This is a genomic window from Amycolatopsis sp. NPDC003861 (genome assembly GCF_053605405.1).
Genome location: NZ_JBSGJD010000036.1, coordinates 1 through 23,309, shown reverse-complemented (window position 1 = coordinate 23,309; position 23,309 = coordinate 1). Strand labels below are relative to the sequence as shown.

The following is a 23,309-nucleotide window of genomic DNA, read 5'->3' as shown; positions in this document are numbered from 1 at the left end:
TCAGCGGCCGGGCACCGACGGGCAGAGCGCGAGCAGGTCGGCCGGCTGCCGCAGCACCACGTCCGGACCGGCGGCGAGCAGCTCGCCGATGTCGTCCGGGGGCGCCCACAGCGCGGCGGCCGAAGCGACACCGGCCCCGCGCGCGCTGGCCAGGTCGGTCGGCGCGTCGCCGATCATGATGGCCCGCTCCGGCTCGATGTCCATCAGGGTGAGCGCGTGCCGGACGATGTCGGGGGCCGGCTTCGGCCGGGCGACCTCGTCGGAGCCGATGACGTGCTCGAAGAACGGCAGCAGGCCGAGGTTGTCCAGCAGGGACCGGGCCCGCGGCCCGCTCTTGCCGGTGGCGATGGCCAGCCGCAGCCCGCGCGCCCGCAGCGTCACCAGCAGCTCGGTGACGCCGTCGAAGACCTGGACCTCGCCGGCGAGGCGGTAGCTCTCGCGGACGAAGGGTTCCTCCATCTCCAGCGGCAGGTCCATGATCCGCATGATGTCCGGGAAGTAGCGGCCGAGGTGGCGCCGGTACTCCTCGAAGGGCGCGGGGCCGTCGCCGACGACTTCGGCGTAGGCGATGGCGAAGGCCTCGCTCATCACCGCGAAGCTGTCGACGACGACGCCGTCGAGGTCGAAGATGACCGCGTGCCGGACCGGCACCGAGGGATCGGCCCCGGTGTCCGGCCGATCGACGATCGGGAAAGTCATGGAGCGCCCTCTCTACTGGTACGCCGGGACCGCGCCCCGCACCGAACCGGCGGAGGCGTAGAAGTCCTCGATCATCGAGACGATCGGCCGCGCTTCGGCGACGGCCCGGCCGCGGCTGCCCGGGTCGGCCAGCATCGCGGCGAGGTCGCCCACCTGGCGCGTGTACTCGACGCCGATCCGCTCGATCGGCACCGGCAGCTGCGTGGTGGTGCCCTCGCGGGTCACCGTCAGCACGGGCTCGGGCTCGCGGTTGGGGCTGAAGCCGAAGGTGCACCGCAGGTCCGCGGTGCCGGCGCTGCCCTCGACGTGGATCACCGAGACGTCCCGCGCCTGGTGCGAGGCCCAGCTCGCGCGCAGCGAGACCGAGACGCCGTCGTCCCGGACCAGGAAGCCGCGCGCGGTGTCCTCGACGTCGGCGGCGTCGGCGCCCAGCTGGTCCTGCCGCCACGCCGCGCGCCAGGCGCCCGCGTTGACGAAGTCGTCCGACGTCACGCCGATGACCTGGGTGAAGGCGGCCGGGCCGAGCAGGAACGCGAGCGTGTCGAGCAGGTGCCAGCCGAGGTCGTACAGCGCTCCCCCGCCGGCCTTCTCGCGCTGGGTGAACCAGCCGCCCGCGCGCGGCACACCGCGGGCCCGGATCCAGCCCATCGCGACGTGCCGGATGTCGCCCAGGTCCGGGAGGACGTCCCGCAGCGCGCCGACGTCACCGCGGTAGCGGGCGGCGCTGCCGGCCAGCAGCATGCCGCCACTGCGTTCGGCCGCCGCGAGGACGTCGATCTCGGCCGAGGTCAGGCAGACCGGCTTCTCGAGGAAGACGGAGATCCCGGTGGCGAGCAGCGCGCCCGCCACCTCGGTGTGCAGGTAGTTGGGCACGGCGACGACGGCGAGGTCGACGTCGCGCGCGGTCAGCGCGGACACCGCGGGGTGCGTCGGGATGCCGGTCGCCTTCGTGAACGCCTGCCGGGACGCCGGGTCGGCGTCGACCGCGGCCACCACCTCGAAGTCGGCGTGCTCGCGCAGCAGGGGCAGCCACAGCTCCCGCCCGGCCCAGCCGAGCCCGACCACCGCGGCCCGGACACTCATGCCCGCGCCACTTCGGCGGCGATGATCTCCGCGGTCGCCTGCAGCGCCGGCTCGTCGGCCAGCAGCACCCGGTGGTGCAGCCAGACGCAGTCCCGGCTGATCGCGTCGGTGTTCGGGCAGCGTTCCGCGATCGCGTCGACGCTCTCGCCGGGGGCGCCGAGCTCCCAGAAGGCGTCGGTGCGGTAGATCGCGCGGAACGCGGCGAAGGCGGGCAGGCCGGCTTCGACGAGCCGGTCGACCAGCGCGTTGCGCCGCTCCTCGGTGAGCCCGGGGACGCGGAACATGGCCATGTAGTGGGAGTTGCGATCGGCGCGCACGTCGCCGCCCTGGGGCACGACGCCGTCGATCTCGCCGAGCAGCTCCGACAGCAGCGTCCAGCGCTCGTCGCGGACGGCGATCTGCTCGTCGAGGCGGGCCAGCTGCGCGCGCAGCACGGACGCGGAGAACTCGTTGAGCCGCATGTTGGAGCCGGCGATCTTGTGCAGGTACCGGCGGTCTTCGCGGGGACGGCCGCAGCTGTGCCGGAGGAACGCCGTCTCGTACTTCTCGGTCTCGCCCTCGGGGAAGACGACCGCGCCGCCTTCGCCGGCGGTCATCAGCTTGCCGTTCTGGAAGCTGAAGGTGGCGATGCTGTCCAGCTCGCCGACACGCTTGCCCTGCCAGCGGGCGCCGTGCGCGTGCGCGGCGTCCTGGAGCAGCGCGACGCCGGTGTCGGCGGAGATCTTCGCCAGCGCGTCCATGTCGGCGATCAGCCCGGCCATGTGCACCGGCATGATCACCTTGGTGCGCGGGGTGACGGCGGCCGCGACCGCCTCCGGGTCGAGGTTGTAGGTGGCCGCGTCGACGTCGACCGGGACGGTGACCGCGCCGAGCCGCTGGGCCGCCTGCGAGGAGGAGATGAAGGTGAAGGCGGGCACGATGACCTCGGTGCCCGGGCCGACGCCCATGACCTGCAGGGCGAGTTCCAGCGCGTGCGTGCCGTTCGTGACCGCCAGCGCGTGCGCGGCGCCGTGGTGGGCGGCGAACTCGCGCTCGAAGGAGTTCACCTCGTCCCCGCCCATGCGCCACCACTGACCCTGTTCGAGCGCGCGGACCAGGCCGTCCCGCTCGGCGTCGTCGTACTGCGGCCACGCGGGGAATTCCGGTGCCTTTCGCGCGTTCATGGTTCTCCGAATCTCCGCTGGGGTTCGAATGGCAGAAAAAAGCCCGTGCCGTGTCCGGAATGCTGCGAAATATCAGCGTCAAGACCAGGCTAGGTCGGCGCTGACACCCTCACATCCCCCGGCTTGGTAGTGCCGATCTTCAGCCCAGGCCGAAGAAAGCGCGGTAGGAGCCGAGCTGCCCGCCGAGCATGTGAATTCCATAGTGGACGTCGTGGCCGAGAGCGGCCGCTTCGCGCAGAAGGCGGGTTTCGCGCGGTTTCATGATGATGTCGGCGACCACGCGGCCCGGCGCCAGCTCCTCCGGCCGGAACGGCAGCGGGTCGTCGGGACGCAGGCCCAGCGGCGTCGCGTTGACGACGATCTCGGCGCCAACGAGGTCCGGTTCGGCCGACACCGACGTCCGGCCCGACCAGTGTGCGTCCAGCCGGGCTTGCAACGCCGTCAGTTTCGCGGTGTCCGGGTCGCACACCGCGAGCCGGTCGGCGCCCGCGGCCAGCACCGCGGCCGCGATGGCACTGCCTGCTCCACCGGCGCCGACGAGAGCGACCGTCCGGGCCTTCGGGTCGTGGCCGGCTTCGACGAGCCCGGCCACGAAGCCGGTGCCGTCGAAGTTCTCGGCGTACCACCGGCCGTCGGCTTCCCGGCGCAACGCGTTGGCGCTGCCGGTGATCTCGACCATCGGGCTGCACCGGTCGGCGAGCCCGGCCACGGCCACCTTGTGCGGCACGGTGACGAAGATGCCGTCGAGGTTGCCCACCGCCTTCAGCCCGGCGACGATCCGCTCCAGGTCCGGCGCCGGCGCGTGCACCGGGACGAGCACGGCGTCGACGCCCAGGTCCGCGAAGAGCGGGTTCAGCAGCCCGGGCGACTGGACCTGCGCGACCGGATCGCCCAGCACGACGTACAGGCGGGTGGTGCCGCTGATGGTCATCTCGGCCTTCCCGCTGCGGCTAGCGCAGCATCTTCCCGATCGCGTGGGCGAGTTCGACCGACTGGTCGGCGTTGAGCCGCGGGTCGCAGGCGGTCAGGTAGCGGTCCGGCAGGTCGGCCTCGGCGATGCCCGCGGCCCCGCCGAGGCATTCGGTCACGTCGTCGCCGGTCACCTCGACGTGGATGCCGCCCGGGTGGGTGCCGAGCGCCCGGTGGACGGCGAAGAAGCCGGCGAGCTCGTCGGCGACGTCGCCGAAGTGCCGGGTCTTGTAGCCGTTGCCCGAGGTCCGGGTGTTGCCGTGCATCGGGTCGCACTGCCAGATCACCTCGTGCCCGGAGGCGGCGACCTTCTCCACGATCGGCGGGAGCAGCTCGCGGACGTGGGCGTGCCCCATCCGGCTGACCAGCGTCAGCCGGCCCGGCGTGCGGTGCGGGTCGAGCCGCCGTACGTACTCGACGGCCTGTTCCGGCGTGGTGGACGGCCCCAGCTTCAGGCCGATCGGGTTGGCCAGCAGCTCCGCGAACGCGATGTGGGCGCCGTCGAGCTGCCGGGTGCGTTCGCCGATCCACAGGAAGTGCGCCAGCCCGCTGGACAGCCGCGGTTCCGGCCCGCCGGTGTCCGCCGACAGGACGGCCCGCTCGTAGTCGAGCAGCAGCATCTCGTGGCTGACGTACATCTCGCTCGGCCGTGGCGGCCGGGCGTCCTCGGCGAACCACGACTCACCGCGGTGAGAGGCACCGGCGAGCGCCGGCAGCGGTTCTTCGATGCCCTCGGCGCAGAGCTTGCGGACGAGGTCCATCGCGCTGGCCGCGTGGGCGTAGGCCATCAGCATCCGGTGCGGGTCGGGGGTCCGGGCCGCGGCCGTGCACTCCGGGGAGTTCACGATGTCGCCGCGGTAGACCGGCAGTCCCAGCGAGTCGACGGTCTTGGACCGCGGCTTGGCGAACTGCCCGGCCATCCGGGCGACCTTGACCACCGGCAGGCCGGCCGCCTCGGCCAGCACTTCGCCCATCCGCTCCAGCAGGCCCAGGTTGGCCCGCAGGTGTGGTTCGGTGTTGCCGGCGAACGTCTCCGCGCAGTCCCCGCCCTGCAGCAGGAACGCCTCGCCGCGGGCGACCGACGCGAGCCGCGTGCGCAGCCGCGCGGTCTCCTCCGGCGCCACGATCGGCTCGGCGTTGTGCAGCAGCTCGACCACCGCCTCCGCCCGGGCGGCGTCCGGCCAGCACGGCTGCTGCGCGGCCGGCTTGGCCAGCGCCGCGCTCAGCCGGGCGGCCAGCACCCGATCGGCCGCCGGGCCGGTGCGCAGCCGGTTCACGGCGCCGCCGCTTCCGTCGCCCCCACCAGGTTCTCCAGGCGGTCGCGGGGCATCCCGGCCAGGACGCCGGTGACCACCTCCGGCGGCACGTCGCTGACCAGCTCCGCACCCCGCGGCCCGGTCAGCACGAAGGCGAGCCCGGTGATCGCCTTCTTGTCCCGGTGCATCTGGCGCACGAGCACCGCCGGGTCGACGTCCTCGGGCAGCGCCGCCGGCAGGCCGTAGTGGCGGACGACGTCGAGGTGTTCGTCCACTCCGGACTGATCGATCCGGTCGAGCGCGCCCGCGAGCCGGCCCGCGAAGACCGTGCCGATGGCCACCGCCTCGCCATGGCGCAGCGCGAAGTCCGTGGCGATCTCCAGCGCGTGGCCCAGCGTGTGGCCGTAGTTGAGCAGGTGCCGCAGCCCGGTGTCGCGCTCGTCCTGCGCGACGATGCCCGCCTTGAGGGTGACGCTGGCGGCGATCTGCTCCGGCAGCGAGAGCCCCCGCAGGTCGGGTGCGCCGATGAAGTGGCAGCGCGCGATCTCGCCGAGGCCGTTCAGCAGCTCCCGCCGCGGCAGGGTGGTCAGGTAGTCCGTGTCGCACAGCACCGCGCTCGGCTGCCAGTACGCGCCGACGAGGTTCTTGCCCGCCGGCAGGTTCACCGCGGTCTTCCCGCCGACGCTGGCGTCCACCTGCGCGAGCAGGGACGTCGGCAGGTGCACCACGGCGACCCCCCGGTGGTACAGCGCGGCCGCGAGCCCGACGACGTCGGTGGTCGTGCCGCCGCCGCAGGAGACGACGACGTCGGACCGGGTCAGCCCGAACCGCGCGAACTCACCGCACAACTCTTCCACTGTGGACAGTCGTTTGTCCGGCTCGCCGTCGCGCGCCGGCAGCAGCAGCGTCTCGACGCCGGTGTCCGGCACCCACTCCGCCGGGCGGGCCGAGACGACCACGGCCCGCTGGGCGCCGAGCCGCCGGACGACCCCGGGCAGCGCGTGCCGCACCCCGGGGCCGACGAGCACGTCGTAGGAACGTTCTTCCAGGCGTACCGGGATCGTCGTCGTCACGGCGAGGGCTCCCGCGGCTCCGGCAGCGTCAGGTAGGGCAGGTCGGCGATCCGGGAGACCGGCTCGCTGCCGTGGTGGAGGTATTCGCCGCCGTAGAAGAAGTTCAGGTAGGGGACGTAGTGCTGCCGGTACGCCGTCCGGCACAGGCCGGCGAACTTCGCCAGCAGGCCCTCTTTTTCCGTCATCGTGGTGCCTTTCCCCAGTTCAGCCGAGATCGCCGGACAGCACACGGGCCACCAGCGTCCGGTGTTCTTCGTCGTCGGTGATCGTGCGGACCTGCTCGCGGCCGTCCTCGACGGTCAGGTAGCGGCGCTGCCGCAGGAAGACCTGGCCGTTCGCGGTCGCCCGGCCGCACAGGGTTTCCTGCGTGTCGGTGCGGCTGGTGTCCCCGACCAGGGCCCGGAAGTTGTCCTCCAGCTCCTTCCAGTCGCGCCACTGCCGCGGTTGCGTCGTGAAGGTGTAGACGACGCTCCAGCGGGTGACCGCGCCCCGGCGTTGCAGCGCGTACCCGGTTTCCCGCTCCACCAGCCGGAACTGGCTCCCGTACTGGGTCTGCACCGCGGGCGAGACCGGCAGCGGCTCGACGTAGGTGGGGCCGGGGTAGCCGACGTCCACGAGCCAGTCGCCGCCGTCCAGGGTGACCAGGTTGAACATGTGCTCGACGTCGGTCGCGAAGGTCTCCCGGCCTTCGGCGGTGCTGCCCGCGAGCGGCGTGACGTCGTAACCCAGTTCGGTGAGGAGCCGGTGGAACAGCCGGTTCAGGTGGTAGCAGGCGCCGCCCTTGCCTTCGGCGATGCTGGTCACGAACACGTCGTCCTCGTCGAGGTCGACGACGTTCACCGCGTCCCGCAGCTGGTAGGCGAGGCTGTTGTACGGGATCGCCATCAGGTGGTGCTTCTGCAGCTTCGCGAGCGTCTCGAGGCCCACGCCGGTTTCGCCGGCGCAGCCGATCCGCTGGAGGTAGGTCTCCACGTCGAACAACGTCCATCCACCTTCTTTCAGAGCAGCTCGGTCAGGTGCGCGGCGAGCAGGGCCGGCGTCGGGTGATCGAAGACGACGCTGGGCGCGATCTTCCGTTCGGTGCGGGCGCGCAGCCGGTTGCGGAGTTCGATCGCGGTGAGCGAGTCGAAGCCGATCTCGAACAGGCCCTGGTCCGGGTCGACCTGGTGGGCGGCCCGGTAGCCCAGCACCGCGGCCACCTGGGCGCGCACCAGTTCCAGGAGGACCTTCCCCCGCTCGGCCGGTGCGAGCCCGGCCAGCCGGCCGGCCCAGTCCTCGTCCACTGTGGACGCCGTGCGGGCCTGCTGCCGGCTCGGGCGGACCAGGCCGCGCAGCAGGTGCGGCACCTCGGTGCCGGACGCCGCTTCGGCCCGCAGGCCGCGCAGGTCGAGCTGGGCGGGCACCAGCTGCGCCGCCCCCGCCCCGATGGCGGCGTCGAACAGGTCCATGCCGTCCGCGGGGTTCATGGCGACCAGGCCGCCGCGCCGGGTCATCCGGGCCCGGCCGGCTTCGTCGGTGCCGGCCGCCATGCCGCCGGTGGTCTGGTCCCACAGGCCCCACGCCAGCGACTGGCCCGGCAAGCCCGCCGCGCGCCGGTGGGCCATCAGCCCGTCCAGGTAGGCGTTGGCCGCGGCGTAGCTGCCGCTGCCGGCGCCCATGAACACCGCGGACACCGAGGAGTAAACGACGAACGCGTCGAGGTCCAGGTCGCGGCTCAGTTCGTCGAGGTGGCGGACCGCGTCGACCTTGGGCGCGAACACCTCGGCCAGCCGGTCCGGGGTCACCGTCCCGATCACCCCGGCGTCCGAGACGCCGGCCGTGTGCACGATGGCGGCCGGCCGGTGTTCGGCCAGCAGCGCGGCCACCTGGTCCCGGTCGGCGACGTCGCAGGCGGCGACCGCGACGTCGGCGCCGAGTGCGGTGAGGTCGGTGACCAGGTCCTTCGCGCCTTCGGCGTCCAGGCCGCGGCGGCTGGCCAGCACGAGCTGCCGGACACCGTGCCGCTCGACCAGGTGCCGGGCGGCCAGGCCGCCGAGCGACCCGGTGCCGCCGGTGATCAGCACCGGCCCGCGGGTGGTGAACCCGGCAGGCGAGTCCGGCCGGGCCACGCGGGCGAGCCGCGGGATGGCCACCGTCGTGCCGCGGACCGCGACCTGCGGCTCGCCGTCGGCCAGCACCGAAGCCAGCAGCGGCGGCACGTCGGCGTCCGGCTCGACGTCGAGCAGGACGATCCGGTCCGGGTTCTCCGCCTGGGCGGCCCGGATCAGCCCCCACACCGCGGCCGCGGCCGGGTCGGTCACCACGCCGTCGCCGGCGGGCACCGCGCCCCGGGTCACGATCGCGAGCTTCGTCGCCTCCAGCCCGCCGCCGGCCAGCCAGCACTGGACGACGTTCAGCACCCGCACGGTGAGCGCCAGCGCCTCGCCCTCGCCCGCTTCCATGACGGCCACCGCCGGGGCCTCGGCCACGCCGGTCTCGACGTCGTCGGCCAGCGTCGCCACCTCTTCCGCGGTGGCGACCGGAACCCACGACGGCACCGGCGCCGAAGTGTCCACGGAGGACAGCGGGGTCCAGTCCACCCGGAACAGCGAACCGGCACCCGCCGGGCCCGCCGCCGTCGTGAGCTGGTCGTTCGAGACCGGACGGCCGACCAGGGAATCCAGCGTCACGACCAGGCCGCCGGTCTCGTCCACGGCCTCCAGGGACAGGCTGTCCCGCTCGGGCTTGGCGACGCGCACCCGCAGCACCGAGGCCCCGGCCGCGTGCAGCCGCAGCCCGTTCCACGCGAACGGCAGCCGCACCTCGTCGCCATAGGACTCGGTGTCCGCGGCGGCGCTGACCATCGTCGAGTGCAGGGCCGCGTCGAGCAGGGCCGGGTGAATGCCGAACCGGCCGGCTTCCGCGTCCTCGGGCAGGGCGATCTCGGCGAAGGTTTCGTCCCCGCGCCGCCACACCGCCCGCACGGCCCGGAACGTCGGCCCGTAGCCGTAGCCGACGTCCGCGAGCACGTCGTAGGCACCGCTGATGTCAATGGGCTTCGCCTCGGGCGGCGGCCAGGCCGCGAAGTCGAACGCGGCGGTTCCCCGCGGCCGGTCGTCCGGCTGGAGGACGCCGGTGGCGTGCCGGACCCAGCTGTCGGCGTCTTCGCGAAGGGAGTAGACGTCCACCGTGCGCGAGCCGTCCGCGCCTGGGCCGCCGAGGGCGACCTGCACGCGGACCCCGCCGCGGCGGGGCACCACCAGCGGCGCCTCGATGACCAGCTCGTCGAGCACCGGGCAGCCGGCTTCGTCGCCGGCCCGCACGGCCAGCTCGACCAGCCCGGTGCCGGGGACGATCACGACGTCCCGGACCGCGTGGTCGGCCAGCCAGGGGTGTGTCCGCAGCGACAGCCGCGAGGTGAAGACCAGGCCATCGGACTGCGGCAGCTCGACGACCGCGCCCAGCAGCGGGTGATCGGCCCCGGCCAGGCCGAGCGAGACGGCGTCGGACGCGGTGTCCGCCGCGCGGAGCCAGTAGTGCTCGTGGTCGAAGGCGTACGCCGGCAGGTCCGCCCGGGCGGGCGGCACGAGCGACGACCAGTCGAGGTCGACCCCGCGGACGAACAGCTCCGCCACCGACGTCAGCAGCCGCCGGAGGCCGCCGTCGTCGCGCCGGAGGGTGCCGGTGACGACAGCGTCGGTGAGTTCGGTGATCGGCTGCACCAGCACCGGGTGGGCGCTGACTTCGACGAACACGCCGTGGCCCTGGGCGATCAAGGCTTCCACGGCCGGGCCGAACCGCACCTGGCCACGCAAGTTCCGGTACCAGTAATCGCCGTCGACGACCCCGGCTCCGGTGATCCACTCGCCGGTGAGGGTGGAGAGGAACGGCACCTGCGGCGCCCGCGCGTCGAGCCCGGCCAGCGCTTCGGCCAGGGTCTCCTCGATGTCCTCGACGTGCCGGGTGTGCGAGGCGTAGTCCACCGCGATCTGCCGGACGCGGACGCCTTGGCCGGTCAGCGTTTCGAGGGCTTCGGCGAGCGCTTCGGCGTCCCCGGCGACCACCACCGACGTGGGGCTGTTGACCGCGGCCACCTCGACCCGGTCCGCCCACGGCGCCAAGCGCGTGACGGCGTCTTCTTCGCTCAGCGCGACCGAAGCCATGCCGCCGCGGCCGGAGAGCTTCGCGGCGATGGCCTGGCTGCGCAGGGCGACCACCTTCGCCGCGTCTTCGAGCGAGAGCGCGCCGGACACGCACGCGGCGGCGATTTCGCCCTGGGAGTGGGCGACCACCGCGTCCGGGACGACCCCGGCCGCCGACCACACCGCGGCCAGGCCGACCATCATCGCGAAACTCGCGGGCTGGAGGACGTCCACCCGGTAGAGCAGGCCGGGGCCTTCGCCGCGCAGGACGTCGAGCAGCGACCAGTCGACCCACGGCTCCAGCGCGGCCGCGCACTCGGCGATCCGCGCGGCGAACACCGGCGAGGATTCGAGGAGTTCCCGGCCCATGCCCGCCCACTGCGTCCCCTGGCCCGGGAACACCCAGACGAGCTTGCCCGGCAGGCCGGACGCGGACACCCGGCCGGTGACCAGGCCCGGCGCGTCCTCGCCGCGGGCGAGGGCGGCCAGCCCGGTGCGGGCCTCCTCGGCCGTCTCCGCCACGACGACCGCACGCTCGCCGAACCGGGCACGGCCCGGCAGGGCACCGGCGACGTCGGCGAGGGCCTGGTCGTCCAGGACCGCGGCCAGCCGATCGGCCTGCCCGGCGAGGGAACCGGCGCTGCGGGCCGTCACGACCAGCGGCACCACAGCCGGTCGTGAGTGGAAAGGAGGGTTAGAACCCGCTTTTTCACTCACGACAAGCTGCGGCAGACCCGGATCCGGGGCTTCTTCGATGATCAGGTGGGCGTTGGTGCCGCTGATCCCGAACGAGGACACCCCGGCCCGGCGGGGACGGCCGTTCCGGGGCCACTCCCGGGCCTCGGTCAGCAGCGAGACCGCTCCGGCGGACCAGTCGACCTGGCTGGTGGGCCGGTCCACGTGCAGGGTGGGCGGCAGGACGCCGTGCCGCAGCGCCTGCACCACCTTGATCACCCCGGCGACCCCGGCGGCCGACTGCGTGTGCCCGAAGTTCGACTTCACCGACCCCAGCCACAGCGGCTGCTCCGGGTCGCGGTCCTGGCCGTAGGTGGCCAGCAGGGCCTGCGCCTCGATCGGGTCGCCCAGCGCCGTCCCGGTGCCGTGCCCCTCCACGACGTCCACATCGGACGGTTGCAGGCCGGCCCCGGCGAGGGCGCGGCGGATGACCCGCTGCTGCGACGGCCCGTTCGGGGCGGTCAGGCCGTTGGACGCGCCGTCGGAGTTGACCGCGCTGCCGCGCAGCACGGCCAGGACGCGGTGCCCGCGTTCGCGTGCCACCGAAAGCCGCTCCAGCACGACAACCCCGACACCCTCGGCCCAGCCGGTGCCGTCCGCGCCGTCGGCGTAGGCCTTGCACCGGCCGTCGCCGGCCAGGCCGCGCTGCTTGGCGAACTCCACGAACGTGCCGGGCGTGCCCATCACCGTGACCCCGCCGGCCAGGGCCATCGAGCACTCGCCCTGCCGCAGGGCTTGCCCGGCCAGGTGCATCGCGACCAGCGACGACGAGCACGCCGTGTCGATCGTGACCGCCGGGCCCTCGAAGCCGAAGACGTAGGACACCCGGCCCGACACGACACTCGACGCGCCCGCGGTGCTCGCGTAGCCCTCCAGGTCGGCCGCGTCCGCGCCCATTCCGTAGCCCTGGTTGGACACGCCGGCGAACACCCCGACGTCGGCACCCTTCAGCGAACTCGGGTCGACCCCGACGCCCTCCAGGGCCTCCCAGGAGGCTTCCAGCAGCAACCGCTGCTGCGGGTCCATCGCCAGCGCCTCGCGCGGCGAGATGCCGAAGAAGCCCGCGTCGAACAGGCCCGCGCCTTCGAGGAAGCCGCCCTGGCTGGTGTACGTCGTGCCCGAGCGGTCGGGGTCGTCGTCGAACAGGTTCTCCAGGTCCCAGCCGCGATCCTCGGGGAAGGGCGACAACCCTTCGAGGCCGTCGCGCACCAGGCGCCACAGGCCTTCCGGGTCGGTGACGCCGCCGGGCAGCCGGCACGCCATGCCGACGATGGCGATCGGCTCGCCGGCGTCCGCGGCGGTCACCGCCACGGCCGGCGCGTCCGGCACCGTGTCGCCGAGTTCGGCACGCAGGTAGCGAGCCAGCGCCACCGGCGTCGGGTAGTCGAAGACCAGCGTGGCGGGCAGCTTCAGCCCGCTCGCCTCGCGCACCCGGTTGCGCAGTTCCACCGACGTCAGCGAGTCGAAGCCGGTGTCCTTGAACGCCGTGTCCGCGCGGACGGCCTCCGGTCCGGCGTGCCCGAGCACCAGCGCGACCTGGGTGCGGACGACGTCGAGCAGCAGCGCCTCCTGCTCCGCGGGGGCGAGCCCGGCGAGCCGCCCGGCCAGTCCCTTGTCCACAGTGGACGCCGGACGCGCCTGCTGCCGTCCCGGGCGGACCAGGCCGCGCAGCAGGTGCGGCACCGTCCCGGCGGCCCGGGTCTTGCGGAGGTCGAGCTTGACCGGGACGACGAGCCCGTCCGGAGCTGCGTCGAACAGCTCCATGCCTTCGGCGGGTGAGATGGCGAGGACCCCGCCGCGGCTCGCCCGCGCCTGGTCGGCGCCGCCGAGGTGGGCGGTCATCCCGTCGGTCTGTTCCCACAGGCCCCAGGCCAGCGACGTGCCGGGCAGGCCCGCGGCCCGGCGGTTCGCCACCACGGCGTCCAGGTACGCGTTGGCGGCGGCGTAGTTGCCCTGCCCGGCGGAGCCGAAGACCCCGGAGGCGGAGGAGAACACGACGAAGGCGTCGAGGTCGAGGTCGCGGGTGAGCTCGTCGAGGTGGCGGATCGCGTCGACCTTCGGCGCGAAGACCTTCGCCAGCCGCTCCCGCGTCAGCGACTCGAAGACGCCGTCGTCGAGAACACCGGCCGTGTGCACGACGGCGGTCGGCCGGTGCTCGGCCAGCACCGCGGCCACCTGGTCCCGGTCGGCCAAGTCGCAGGCGATCACGGAGACCTCGGCGCCCTGCGCGGTGAGGTCCGCGGTCAGCTCGGTCATGCCGTCGGCGTCGGGGCCGCGGCGGCTGACGAGCACCAGCCGCCGGACGCCGTGCCGGGCGGCCAGGTGCCGGGCGGTGAGCACGCCGAGCGAGCCGGCGCCCGAGATCAGGACCGTCCCGCCGGTCACGGCCGGTGCCTCCGCGGCCGCGGCGCGGGCGAGCCGCGGGGCGGTCAGGGTGGTGCCGCGGACGGCGACCTGCGGCTCGCCGGAGGCCAGCACCCGGCCCAGCGGGACGTCGCCGTCGGTGTCCACCAGCACGATCCGGTCCGGGTTTTCCGCCTGCGCGGCCCGGATCAGGCCCCACACCGCGGCACCGGCCGGGTCAGCCACCTCGTGGACGGCGCCGCGGGTCACCACGGCCAGGCGAGCGTCGTCGGCTGCGCCGGCGAGCCAGGTCTGCACCGCCTCCAGGACCCGGCCGGTCAGTTCCAGGGGATCTTCGCCGACGGCTTCGAGCACCTCGACGTGGTCCGCCGGAACGTCTCCAGCCGGGGGAATTTCGGTCCACTCCACGCGGAACAGCGCGTCCCGGTTCGCCGCCGCGCCGAGCTGTTCGGTCGACACCGGCCGGGAGACCAGCGAATCCGCCGTCACGACGAGACCGCCGGCTTCGTCCGCGGCCTGGACGGACAGCGCATCCGGGCCGCTCGGGGCGAGCCGGACCCGCAGCGCGGACGCCCCGGCGGCGTGCAGGACCAGGCCGTTCCAGGCGAACGGCAGCACCGGGCGGCCGGGCTCTTCGGTCGTGGCCGCACCGGCCATACCCGCGTGCAGGGCCGCGTCCAGCAGGCCGGGATGGATGCCGAAGCGAGCCGCGTCCGCGCGGTCGTCTTCGGACAGCGAGACCTCGGCGAACACCTCGTCGCCGCGCCGCCACACCGCCCGCAGGCCCCGGAACGACGGCCCGTAGGCGTACCCGCGCTCGACGAGCCCGTCGTAGAAGTCCTCGACGTCGACGCGCTCGACGCCGGGCGGCGGCCAGGCGGTGAAGTCGAACGGCTCGGCCGCTTCCGCGGAAGCGGCCAGGAAGCCGGTCGCGTGCCGGGCCCAGACCTCGGCCCCGGCGTCCTCGCGCAGGGAGTACACCTCGACCGCGCGCGACCCGGTCTCCCCCGGCGCGCCCACGACGACCTGGATCCGGACCCCGCCGTGGTCGGGGACGACCAGCGGGGCCTCGATGACGAGCTCTTCGAGGGCCGGGCAGCCGGCTTCGTCCCCGGCCCGGACGGCCAGCTCGACGAGCCCGGTGCCCGCGACCAGCACGACCCCGCCGATGACGTGGTCGGCCAGCCAGGGGTGCGACTTCAGCGACAGCCGCGCGGTGAAGACCAGGCCGTCCGACTGCGGCAGCCGCACGACCGCGCCCAGCAGCGGGTGGTCGGCCGCGACCTGCCCGAGCGACGCCGCGTCGGTGGCCTGCGCGGCCGGCTGCAGCCAGTAGTTCCGCTGGTCGAAGGCGTACTTCGGCAGGTCGACGAACCCGGTCACCGGCGGCAGCAGCGCGGACCAGTCGACCGCTGTCCCGCGGACGAACAGCTCGGCGACCGCGGCGATCAGCGCGGTGTCTTCCGGGCGGTCGTCCCGCAGGGCCGCGACGCAGGTGACCTCGGCCGTCTCCTCGACGAGGGCGGTCAGCGCCGCGCCCGGCCCGAGTTCGACGAACCGGGAGGCGCCGGACTCCGCCGCGGCCGTGACGCCCTCGGCGAACCGCACCGGCCGCCGGACGTGCTCGGCCCAATAGCCCGGCTCGGTGAGCTCGCCGGGTTCGGCGAGCCGGCCGGTCACGTTGGAGACCACCGGGATTTCCGGCTCGTGCCAGGTCACGCCGGCCAGCTCGGCGGCGAACTCGGCGAGCATCGGCTCCATCCGCGCGGAGTGGAAGGCGTGGGAAACCTTGAGCTGCTTGGTCTTGTGCCCGCGCTCGCGCATCCGGGCGGCGGCCGCGAGGACCGCGTCTTCGTCCCCGGAGAGGACCACCGCGGACGGGCCGTTGACGGCGGCGAGTTCGACGCCGTCCCCGAGCAGTCCGGCGATCTCGGCTTCGGACGCGGCGACGGCCACCATCGCCCCGCCCGGCGCCAGCGCCTGCATCAGCCGCCCGCGGGCCGCGACGATCCGGGCCGCGTCCGGCAGCGAGAACACGCCCGCGGCGTAGGCGGCGGTGAGCTCGCCGATGGAGTGGCCGAGCACGATGTCCGGCCGGACGCCCCAGGACTCCGCGAGCCGGAACAGCGCGCTCTCCACCGCGAACAGCCCGGCCTGGGTGAACATGGTCTGGTCCAGCAGCCCGGTGCCGGCCGGCACCGCACCCAGCACGACGTCCCGCACGGGGTGCCCGCCCCGGCCGGCCAGGCACTTGTCCAGTTCCGCGCAGGCTGCGTCGAACGCCGTCGCGAACACCGGGTACCGGTCGTACAGCTCGCGGCCCATGCCGAGCCGCTGCGAACCCTGGCCCGGGAAGACGTAGGCGACCTTGCCCGGCCGGGCCGAACCGGTGACCACGCCGGGTGCGCGTTCTTCGCGGGCCAGTGCCCGCAGCCCGGCCACGGCCTCTTCGGCCGTTCCGGCGACGACGACCGCGCGGTCGTTCAGCAGCGCCCGGCTCGTCAGCAGCGCGCTCGCCACGTGGGCCCGTGACGCGCCGGACTCCAGGACGTCGGCCAGGCGACCGGCCTGAGCGGCCAAAGAGGCCGGGCTGCCCGCCGACACGACCAGCGCCACCGGTCGTGAGTGGAAAGGAGGGTTAGAACCCGCCTTTTCACTCACGAGGTCTTGGGGCGGGGCCTCCTCCAGGATCAGGTGGGCGTTCGTGCCGCTGATCCCGAACGCGGACACGCCGGCCCGGCGGGGCCGGTCTTCGCGCGGCCACTCGCGCGCCTCGGTCAGCAGCTCGACCGCACCGGCCGACCAGTCGACCTCCGGCGTCGGCTCGGCCACGTGCAGGGTCGGGGGCATGGCGCCGTGCCGCAGCGCCTGGACCATCTTGATCACGCCCGCGACCCCGGCGGCCGCCTGCGTGTGCCCGAAGTTCGACTTGACCGAGCCCAGCCACAGGGGCCGTTCGCGGCCCTGGCCGTAGGTCGCCAGCAGTGCCTGCGCTTCGATCGGGTCGCCGAGCGCGGTGCCCGTGCCGTGCGCCTCGACGATGTCCACATCGGACGCGACCAGCCCGGCCCCGGAGAGGGCCTTGCGGATCACCCGCTGCTGCGAAGGCCCGTTCGGCGCGGTGAGGCCGTTGGACGCGCCGTCCTGGTTGACCGCGCTGCCGCGGATCACCGCGAGGATCCGGTGCCCGCGTTCCTGGGCCACCGAAAGCCGTTCGAGGACGAGGACGCCGGCGCCCTCGGCCCAGCCGGTGCCGTCGGCGGTCGAGGAGAAGGCCTTGGAGCGGCCGTCGGCGGCCAGCACCCGCTGCCGGGAGAAGGCCACGAACGTGCCGGGCGTCGGCATCACCGTCGCGCCGCCGGCCAGCGCCATCGAGCACTCGCCCGCGCGCAGGGCCTGGGCGGCGAGGTGGATGGCCACCAGCGACGACGAGCACGCGGTGTCGATGGTGACGGCCGGCCCTTCGAGCCCGAAGACGTAGGACACCCGGCCCGACGCCACGCTCGACGCCGCCCCGATGCCCGCGAAGGCTTCCAGGTCCGGCGTGATCGCCCCGGCGCCGTAGCCCTGGGTGAAGACGCCGGAGAACACGCCGACGTCGCTGCCCTTCAGCGAAAGCGGGTCGACCCCGGCGTCCTCCAGGGCCTCCCACGACGTCTCCAGCAGCACCCGCTGCTGCGGGTCCATGACGAGGGCCTCGCGCGGCGAGATGCCGAACAGGCCCGCGTCGAAGTGCCCGGCGCCGCGCAGGAACCCGCCCTGGCTGGTGTAGGACGTCCCGGGGTTGTCCGGGTCCGGGTCGAACAGGCCGTCCAGGTCCCAGCCGCGGTCGTCGGGGAAGCCCGACAGGGCGTCGACCCCGTCGGCGACCAGCCGCCACAGGTCTTCGGGCGAGGACACGCCACCGGGGAACCGGCAGGCCATGCCGACGACGGCGAGCGGCTCGTCGGCGTGCCGGGCCCCCTGCTTGCGCAGGCTGTGCAGTTCCGCCGTGACGCGCTTGAGGTACTTGAGGAGTTTCTCGTCCGTGGCCATTCCTGGTTCCTCACAAGGGTTTGCTGGGAGCGTGGGTCTCGGACCGGGTCAGGTGAGGCCCAGCTCCTCGTCGATGAAGTCGAGGACTTCGTCGGCGGACGCGGCCTCGAGCCGGTCCGCCAGCGTTTCGCCGTCCGGGGCGTCGCTCACCCCGTTGCACCGGGCCACCAGGCCCTGCAGCCGGAGGGTGAGGCCGGTCTTCGTGGATTCGTCGAGGACCAGCCCGCCGAGCAGGGCCTCGACGTCTTCGAGCCGGGCGTGCACGACCGAAAGCGCGTCGTCGCCGGCGCCGAGTTCGTCGCGCAGGTGCCGGGCGAGGACCAGCGGGGTCGGGTAGTCGAAGGCGAGCGTCGCGGGCAGTTTCAGCCCGGTGCTCTCCCGCAGCCGGTTGCGCAGGTCGACCGAGGTGAGCGAGTCGAACCCGGCGTCCTTGAACGCGGTGTCGGCGCGGACGGCGTCCGGCCCGGTGTGGCCGAGCACCGCCGCGACCTGGTTCCGCACCAGGTCGACGAGCAGGGCCTCCTGCTCGGGCGCGCCCAGCCCGGCCAGCTTCCGCAGCAGGTCGTTGTCCACTGTGGACGCACTCTGCGCCTGCCGCCGCCCGGTCCGGACCAGGCCGCGCAGCAGGGGCGGCACGGTGCCGCCGGCCCGCAGCTCCCGCAGGTCGAGCTTGACCGGTACGAGCAGCGCGGGCCGGGCGCCCAGCGAGGCGTCGAACAGGGCCATGCCCTCCTCGGCCGTGATCGGCCGCACGCCGCCGCGGCTCATCCGGGCCTGGTCGGTGCCGCCGAGGTGCGCGGTCATGCCGGTGGCCTGCTCCCACAGGCCCCACGCCAGCGACAGGCCGGGCAGGCCCACGGCCCGGCGGCTCGCCATCGCCGCGTCCAGGAACGCGTTGGCGGCCGCGTAGTTGCCCTGGCCGGGCGAGCCGAAGACGCCGGAGCCGGAGGAGAACACGACGAAGGCGTCGAGGTCCCGGTCGCGGGTGAGTTCGTCGAGGTGGCGGACGGCGTCGACCTTGGGCGCGAAGACCTTGGCCAGCCGGTCCGGGGTGAGCGTCCCGATGACGCCGTCGTCCAGGACGCCCGCGGTGTGGATGACGCTCGCCGGGCGGTGCGCGTCGAGCAGGGCGGCCACCTGGTCGCGGTCGGCCAGGTCGCAGGCGACGACGGAGACGTCCGCGCCGGCCGCGGTGAGGTCGGTGACGAGGTCCTTCGCGCCGTCGGCGTCCAGGCCGCGGCGGCTGGCCAGGACCAGCTTCCGCACGCCGTGCCGGGTGACCAGGTGCCGGGCGACGAACTCGCCGAGCACCCCGGCTCCGGAGACCAGGACCGGCCCGCGCAGACCGGACACCGGTGCGGCGTCGGCGCGAGCCAGGCGCGGGACGTGGAGGGCGGCGCCGCGCACGGCGACCTGCGGCTCCCCGGTGGCCAGCACCGCGCCGAGCGGGACTTCGCCGTCGGTGTCCAGCAGGACGATCCGGTCCGGGTTTTCCGCCTGCGCGGACCGGACCAAACCCCAGACCGCCGCCGCGGCCGGGTCGGTGACCGGGGTGTCCCCGGCGGGCACCGCGCCGCGCGTGACGACGACCAGCCGCTCCGCCTCCGGCTCGGTCAGCCAGGTCTGCAGCTTCTCCAGGACGCGGGACGTCGCCGCGAGCGGGGATTCGCCGCCGGGGACTTCCAGCACGTCGGCGACGCCGTCGGCCTCGTGACTCCCGGGGAGCTCGATCCAGTTCACCTGGAACAGCGCGTCCTGGGTGCCGCTCGGCGACCCGGCGGACACCGGCCGCAGCACCACTTCCTTCGCCGTGACGACCAGGTTGCCGGCGCCGTCGACCGCTTCCAGGGCACCTCCGGGCACCAGCCGGACCCGCAGGGTCGACGCGCCTTCGGCGTGCAACGTCAGGCCGCGCCATTCCATGGGCTGCGTGACGCCGTCTTCGCCGGACAGGGCCGCGTTCAGGAGCGCCGGGTGGAGGGCGAAGGCGCCGGCGTCCACGCCGTCGGGCAGGGAGACCTCGGTGACGATCTCGTCGCCGCCCTGCCACGCGCCCGGAGGCGGCGGCGTCGCCGAGAGGGTGCCGGTGGCGTGCCGGGTCCACTCGTCGGTGGCGTCTTCGGGCTGGGCGTGCACTTGCAGGGTCCGGGTGCCGTCTTCGGCGGGCCCGGACACGCTGACCTGCACCCGGATCGCGCCGCGGTCCGGTACCACCGGCGGCGTCTCGATGACGAGCTCGTCCAGCACCGGGGTCCCGGCCTCGTCGCCGGCCCGGACGGCCAGTTCGACGAGCGCGGTGGCGGGCACGACCACGACGTCGTCCACGGTGTGGTCGGCCAGCCACGGCTGTGCCTTCAGGGACCACTGCGAGGTGAAGACCAGGCCGCCGGTCTGCGGCAGCCGCACCACCGGGCCGGCCGAATCGGTCGCCGTCTCGAGGTACCGCAGCCAGTAGTGCTGGTGGTCGAAGGCGTACGTCGGCAGGGCGACCCGGGCGGGCGGCACCAGCGTGGCCCAGTCGACGTCGGCGCCGCGGACGAACAGCTCGGCCATCGATGTCAGCAGCCGCCGCAGGCCGCCGTCGTCGCGCCGGAGCGTCCCGGTGACGACCGCGTCGTCGGCGATCCCGCTGATCGCCTGGACGAGCACGGGGTGCGCGCTGACCTCGACGAACACGCCGTGCCCCTGCGCGATCAGGGCTTCCACGGCCGGGCCGAAGCCGACCTGGTTGCGCAGGTTCCGGTACCAGTAGCCACCGTCGAAGACGCCGGCGTCGCGGATCCAGTCGCCGGTCAGGGTGGAGAAGAACGGCAGGGCCGGCGCCTGGGCCTCGATCCCGGCCAGTGCCTCGGCCAGGGGCTCCTGGATGTCCTCGACGTGCCGGGTGTGCGAGGCGTAGTCCACGGCCACCCGCCGGACCCGGATTTCCTGGCCCGCCAACGCTTCGAGGGCCTGGTCGAGGGCTTCGGCGTCACCGGCGATGACGACCGACGACGGGCTGTTGACCGCGGCCACCTCGACCCGGTCGGCCCACGGCGTCAGCTGGGCGAGCGCGTCTTCCTCGCTCAGCGCGACCGACGCCATGCCGCCGCGTCCGGCCAGCTTCGCCGCGATGGCCTGGCTGCGCAGGGCGACCACCTTCGCCGCGTCCTGCAGCGACAGCGCACCCGCCACGCAGGCGGCGGCGATCTCGCCCTGCGAGTGGCCCACCACCGCGTCCGGCCGGACACCGACCGACTCCCACACCGCGGCCAACCCCACCATCACCGCAAAGCAGGCGGGCTGCAGCACGTCGACCCGCTCCAGGTCGCCCTCGCCACGAAGGACATCGAGCAGCGACCAGTCGATCCACGGCTCCAGCGCGGCCGCGCACTCGGCGATCCGCGCCGCGAACACCGGCGAGGCGTCGAGGAGTTCCCGGCCCATGCCGGCCCACTGCGAGCCCTGGCCCGGGAACACCCACACGACCTTGCCCGGCGAACCGGCCCGGCCGGTGACCGCGGCCGCGTCTTCCCCGCGGGCCAGCGCTTCCAGGGCCGCCACGGCCTCGTCCCGGGTGGCCGCCAGCACGACGGCCCGGTCGTCGAACCGGGAGCGGCCGGACACCAGCGCTCCGGCGACCGCGGGCAGGGGCACGTCGGATGCGCTGAGGAACCCCGCCAGCCGCCGGGCCTGACCGGCCAGCGGCCCACGAGCCGACACCACGACCGGCACCACGGACGGTCGTGAGTGGAAAGGAGGGTTAGAACCCGCTTTTTCACTCACGAGGTCTTCGGGCGCTTCTTCCAGGATGAGGTGCGCGTTGGTGCCGCTGATCCCGAACGAGGACACCCCGGCCCGGCGCGGACGGCCTTCGCGCGGCCACTCCCGCGCCTCCGTCAGCAGCGAGACCGCGCCCGCCGACCAGTCGACCTCGGTGGACGGCTGGTCGATGTGGAGCGTCGGGGGCAGGACGCCGTGGCGCAGGGCCTGCACCATCTTGATCACGCTGGCCACGCCCGCGGCCGCTTGGGTGTGCCCGATGTTCGACTTGATCGACCCGAGCCACAACGGTGTCTCGCGGTCCTTGCCGTAGGTGGCCAGGAGGGCCTGCGCCTCGATCGGGTCGCCGAGCGTCGTGCCGGTGCCGTGGCCTTCGACGGCGTCCACTTCGGACGGTGCCAGGCCCGCTTCGGCCAGCGCGGCGCGGATCACCCGCTGCTGCGACGGGCCGTTGGGCGCGGTCAGGCCGTTCGACGCGCCGTCCTGGTTCACCGCGATGCCGCGCAGCACCGCGAGGACCTCGTGGCCGCGCTCGCGGGCGACCGACAGCCGCTCCAGCACGACCACGCCGACGCCTTCGGCCAGCCCCATCCCATCGGCGCTTTCGGCGAACGCCTTGCAGCGCCCGTCCAGGGCGAGCCCGCGCTGCCGCGAGAAGGACACGAAGGAGCCGGGCTGGGCCATCACCATCGCGCCGCCGGCCAGGGCCATCGAGCAGTCACCGCGCCGCAGCGCCTGCGCGGCGAGGTGCATCGCCACCAGCGACGACGAGCACCCGGTGTCGACGGTGACCGCCGGGCCCTCGAAGCCGAGGACGTACGACACGCGGCCGGACGCGATGCAGGGTGCCGCGCCGGTGCCGACGAAACCTTCCAGTTCCGGGGCGACCACGCCGCCGCCGGCGCCGTAGCCCATGCTCGCGACGCCGGTGAAGACGCCGACGTCGCTGCCCTTCAGCGAAAGCGGGTCGGTGCCGGTGCGTTCGAGGGCTTCCCAGGACGTCTCCAGCAGCAGCCGCTGCTGCGGGTCCATCGCGACGGCCTCGCGCGGGGAGATCCCGAAGAAGCCCGCGTCGAAGAGGCCGGCGTCGTGGAGGAAGCCGCCCTGGTCGGTGTACGTCGTGCCGGGGCGGTCGGGGTCCGGGTCGACCAGGCCGTCGACGTCCCAGCCGCGGTCGGCGGGGAACGCGGAGACGGCGTCGGTCCCGTCGGCCACCAGCCGCCACAGGTCCTCGGGCGAGGCCACGCCGCCCGGGTAGCGGCACGCCATGGCGACGATGGCGATCGGCTCCCGCGCCTGCTCTTCGACCTCGCGCAGCCGCGTGCGGGCGTCGCGGGCGTCGGCGATCGCCCGCTTGAGGTAATCGCGGAGCTGTCCCTCGTCAGCCACTGAACTCAACTCCCAGAAGTTTCGCTTGTCTCGCTTTTCGGGGGTCCGGGTGGCGAAGCCCCCGGCCCGGGGCGAAGCCCCGGATGTCACAGCTTGGTTTCAGTCGAGCCCGTCGACGAGGGCGAAGAGCTCCTCGTCGCTGGCCGTGTCGAGATCGTCGGTCTGGTCCGGCCGGGCTTCGGCGGTCTTGAGCAGTTCCCGCAGCCGCGCGGTGATCCGGTCGCCGTCCGGGCTGTCGGCGACGGCCGTGATGGCCGCCTCGAGCCCGGCGAGGCCGGCCAGCACCACGTCCGCGGGGGACGCTTCCTCGACGGCGAGTTCCGTCCGCAGGTGCCGGGCCAGTGCCAGCGGGTTCGGGTGGTCGAAGACCAGCGTGGCGGGCAGTTTCAGGCCGGTCGCCTCGCGCAGCCGGTTGCGCAGTTCCACCGACGTCAGCGAGTCGAACCCGGCGTCCTTGAACGCCGCGTCGGCGCGGACGCCGGAGCTGTCGGCGTGCCCGAGCACCACCGCGACCTGCCCGCGGACGAGGTCGAGCAGCAGCGTTTCCTGGTCGGCGACGGTGAGCCCGGCCAGTTTGCGGGCCAGGCCGCCGTCGTCGCCGGACGCCGTGCGCGCCGCCTGCCGGCCCGCCCGGACCAGGCCGCGCAGCAGGTGCGGGAC

General features: G+C 74.1%; 11 protein-coding genes. All 11 read right to left on the bottom strand.

Translation table 11 applies throughout. The features are described 5' to 3' along the window. Positions 1 to 699: an HAD-IA family hydrolase gene (locus ACWEVN_RS12325; RefSeq protein ID WP_310967765.1), complete on the bottom strand. Its 699-nt coding sequence runs from the start codon at positions 697 to 699 to the stop codon at positions 1 to 3. 12 nt (positions 700 to 711) lie between these two features. Beyond that, positions 712 to 1,782: a Gfo/Idh/MocA family protein gene (locus ACWEVN_RS12320; protein WP_452051266.1), complete on the bottom strand. Its 1,071-nt coding sequence runs from the start codon at positions 1,780 to 1,782 to the stop codon at positions 712 to 714. Then, complete coding sequence (gene rifK / locus ACWEVN_RS12315; RefSeq protein ID WP_449682125.1) at positions 1,779 to 2,945, bottom strand: 3-amino-5-hydroxybenzoate synthase; 1,167 nt, start codon at positions 2,943 to 2,945, stop codon at positions 1,779 to 1,781. Before rifK ends, ACWEVN_RS12320 begins: the two co-directional genes overlap by 4 nt. A 139-nt stretch (positions 2,946 to 3,084) precedes the next feature. After that, positions 3,085 to 3,876 carry a shikimate dehydrogenase family protein gene (locus ACWEVN_RS12310; RefSeq protein ID WP_452051265.1) on the bottom strand — a complete coding sequence of 264 codons (792 nt, stop codon included), beginning with the start codon at positions 3,874 to 3,876 and terminating at the stop codon, positions 3,085 to 3,087. Between the two features lie 19 nt (positions 3,877 to 3,895). Beyond that, on the bottom strand, positions 3,896 to 5,191 hold the full coding sequence (locus ACWEVN_RS12305) for a 3-deoxy-7-phosphoheptulonate synthase class II (protein ID WP_452051264.1): 1,296 nt from the start codon (positions 5,189 to 5,191) through the stop codon (positions 3,896 to 3,898). After that, positions 5,188 to 6,243 (bottom strand): 3-dehydroquinate synthase family protein, encoded by a 1,056-nt coding sequence (locus tag ACWEVN_RS12300; protein ID WP_452051263.1) that lies wholly within the window; start codon positions 6,241 to 6,243, stop codon positions 5,188 to 5,190. The genes ACWEVN_RS12305 and ACWEVN_RS12300 overlap by 4 nt, the downstream gene beginning before the upstream one ends. Next, a complete protein-coding gene (locus ACWEVN_RS12295; protein ID WP_310967772.1) occupies positions 6,240 to 6,428 on the bottom strand; it encodes a hypothetical protein in 189 nt (62 codons plus the stop codon). The genes ACWEVN_RS12300 and ACWEVN_RS12295 overlap by 4 nt, the downstream gene beginning before the upstream one ends. Positions 6,429 to 6,447: 19 nt before the next feature. Further along, complete coding sequence (locus ACWEVN_RS12290) at positions 6,448 to 7,224, bottom strand: arylamine N-acetyltransferase (RefSeq protein ID WP_452051262.1); 777 nt, start codon at positions 7,222 to 7,224, stop codon at positions 6,448 to 6,450. A 17-nt stretch (positions 7,225 to 7,241) separates the two neighbouring features. Continuing rightward, complete coding sequence (locus ACWEVN_RS12285) at positions 7,242 to 17,498, bottom strand: beta-ketoacyl synthase N-terminal-like domain-containing protein (RefSeq protein ID WP_452051261.1); 10,257 nt, start codon at positions 17,496 to 17,498, stop codon at positions 7,242 to 7,244. A gap of 48 nt (positions 17,499 to 17,546) precedes the next feature. Continuing rightward, positions 17,547 to 22,649: an acyltransferase domain-containing protein gene (locus ACWEVN_RS12280; RefSeq protein WP_452051260.1), complete on the bottom strand. Its 5,103-nt coding sequence runs from the start codon at positions 22,647 to 22,649 to the stop codon at positions 17,547 to 17,549. A gap of 99 nt (positions 22,650 to 22,748) precedes the next feature. Continuing rightward, positions 22,749 to 23,309, bottom strand: a 561-nt coding sequence (locus tag ACWEVN_RS12275; RefSeq protein ID WP_452051259.1) for a phosphopantetheine-binding protein, incomplete at its 5' end; no start/stop codon positions are given.

Excerpts from the sequence above, each read along its gene's own strand:
- ACWEVN_RS12325 (WP_310967765.1), bottom strand. The coding sequence starts at position 699 with ATGACTTTCCCGATCGTCGATCGGCCGGACACCGGGGCCGATCCCTCG.
- ACWEVN_RS12320 (WP_452051266.1), bottom strand. The coding sequence starts at position 1,782 with ATGAGTGTCCGGGCCGCGGTGGTCGGGCTCGGCTGGGCCGGGCGGGAG.
- rifK (WP_449682125.1), bottom strand. The coding sequence starts at position 2,945 with ATGAACGCGCGAAAGGCACCGGAATTCCCCGCGTGGCCGCAGTACGAC.
- ACWEVN_RS12310 (WP_452051265.1), bottom strand. The coding sequence starts at position 3,876 with ATGACCATCAGCGGCACCACCCGCCTGTACGTCGTGCTGGGCGATCCG.
- ACWEVN_RS12295 (WP_310967772.1), bottom strand. The coding sequence starts at position 6,428 with ATGACGGAAAAAGAGGGCCTGCTGGCGAAGTTCGCCGGCCTGTGCCGG.
- ACWEVN_RS12285 (WP_452051261.1), bottom strand. The coding sequence starts at position 17,498 with ATGGCCACGGACGAGAAACTCCTCAAGTACCTCAAGCGCGTCACGGCG.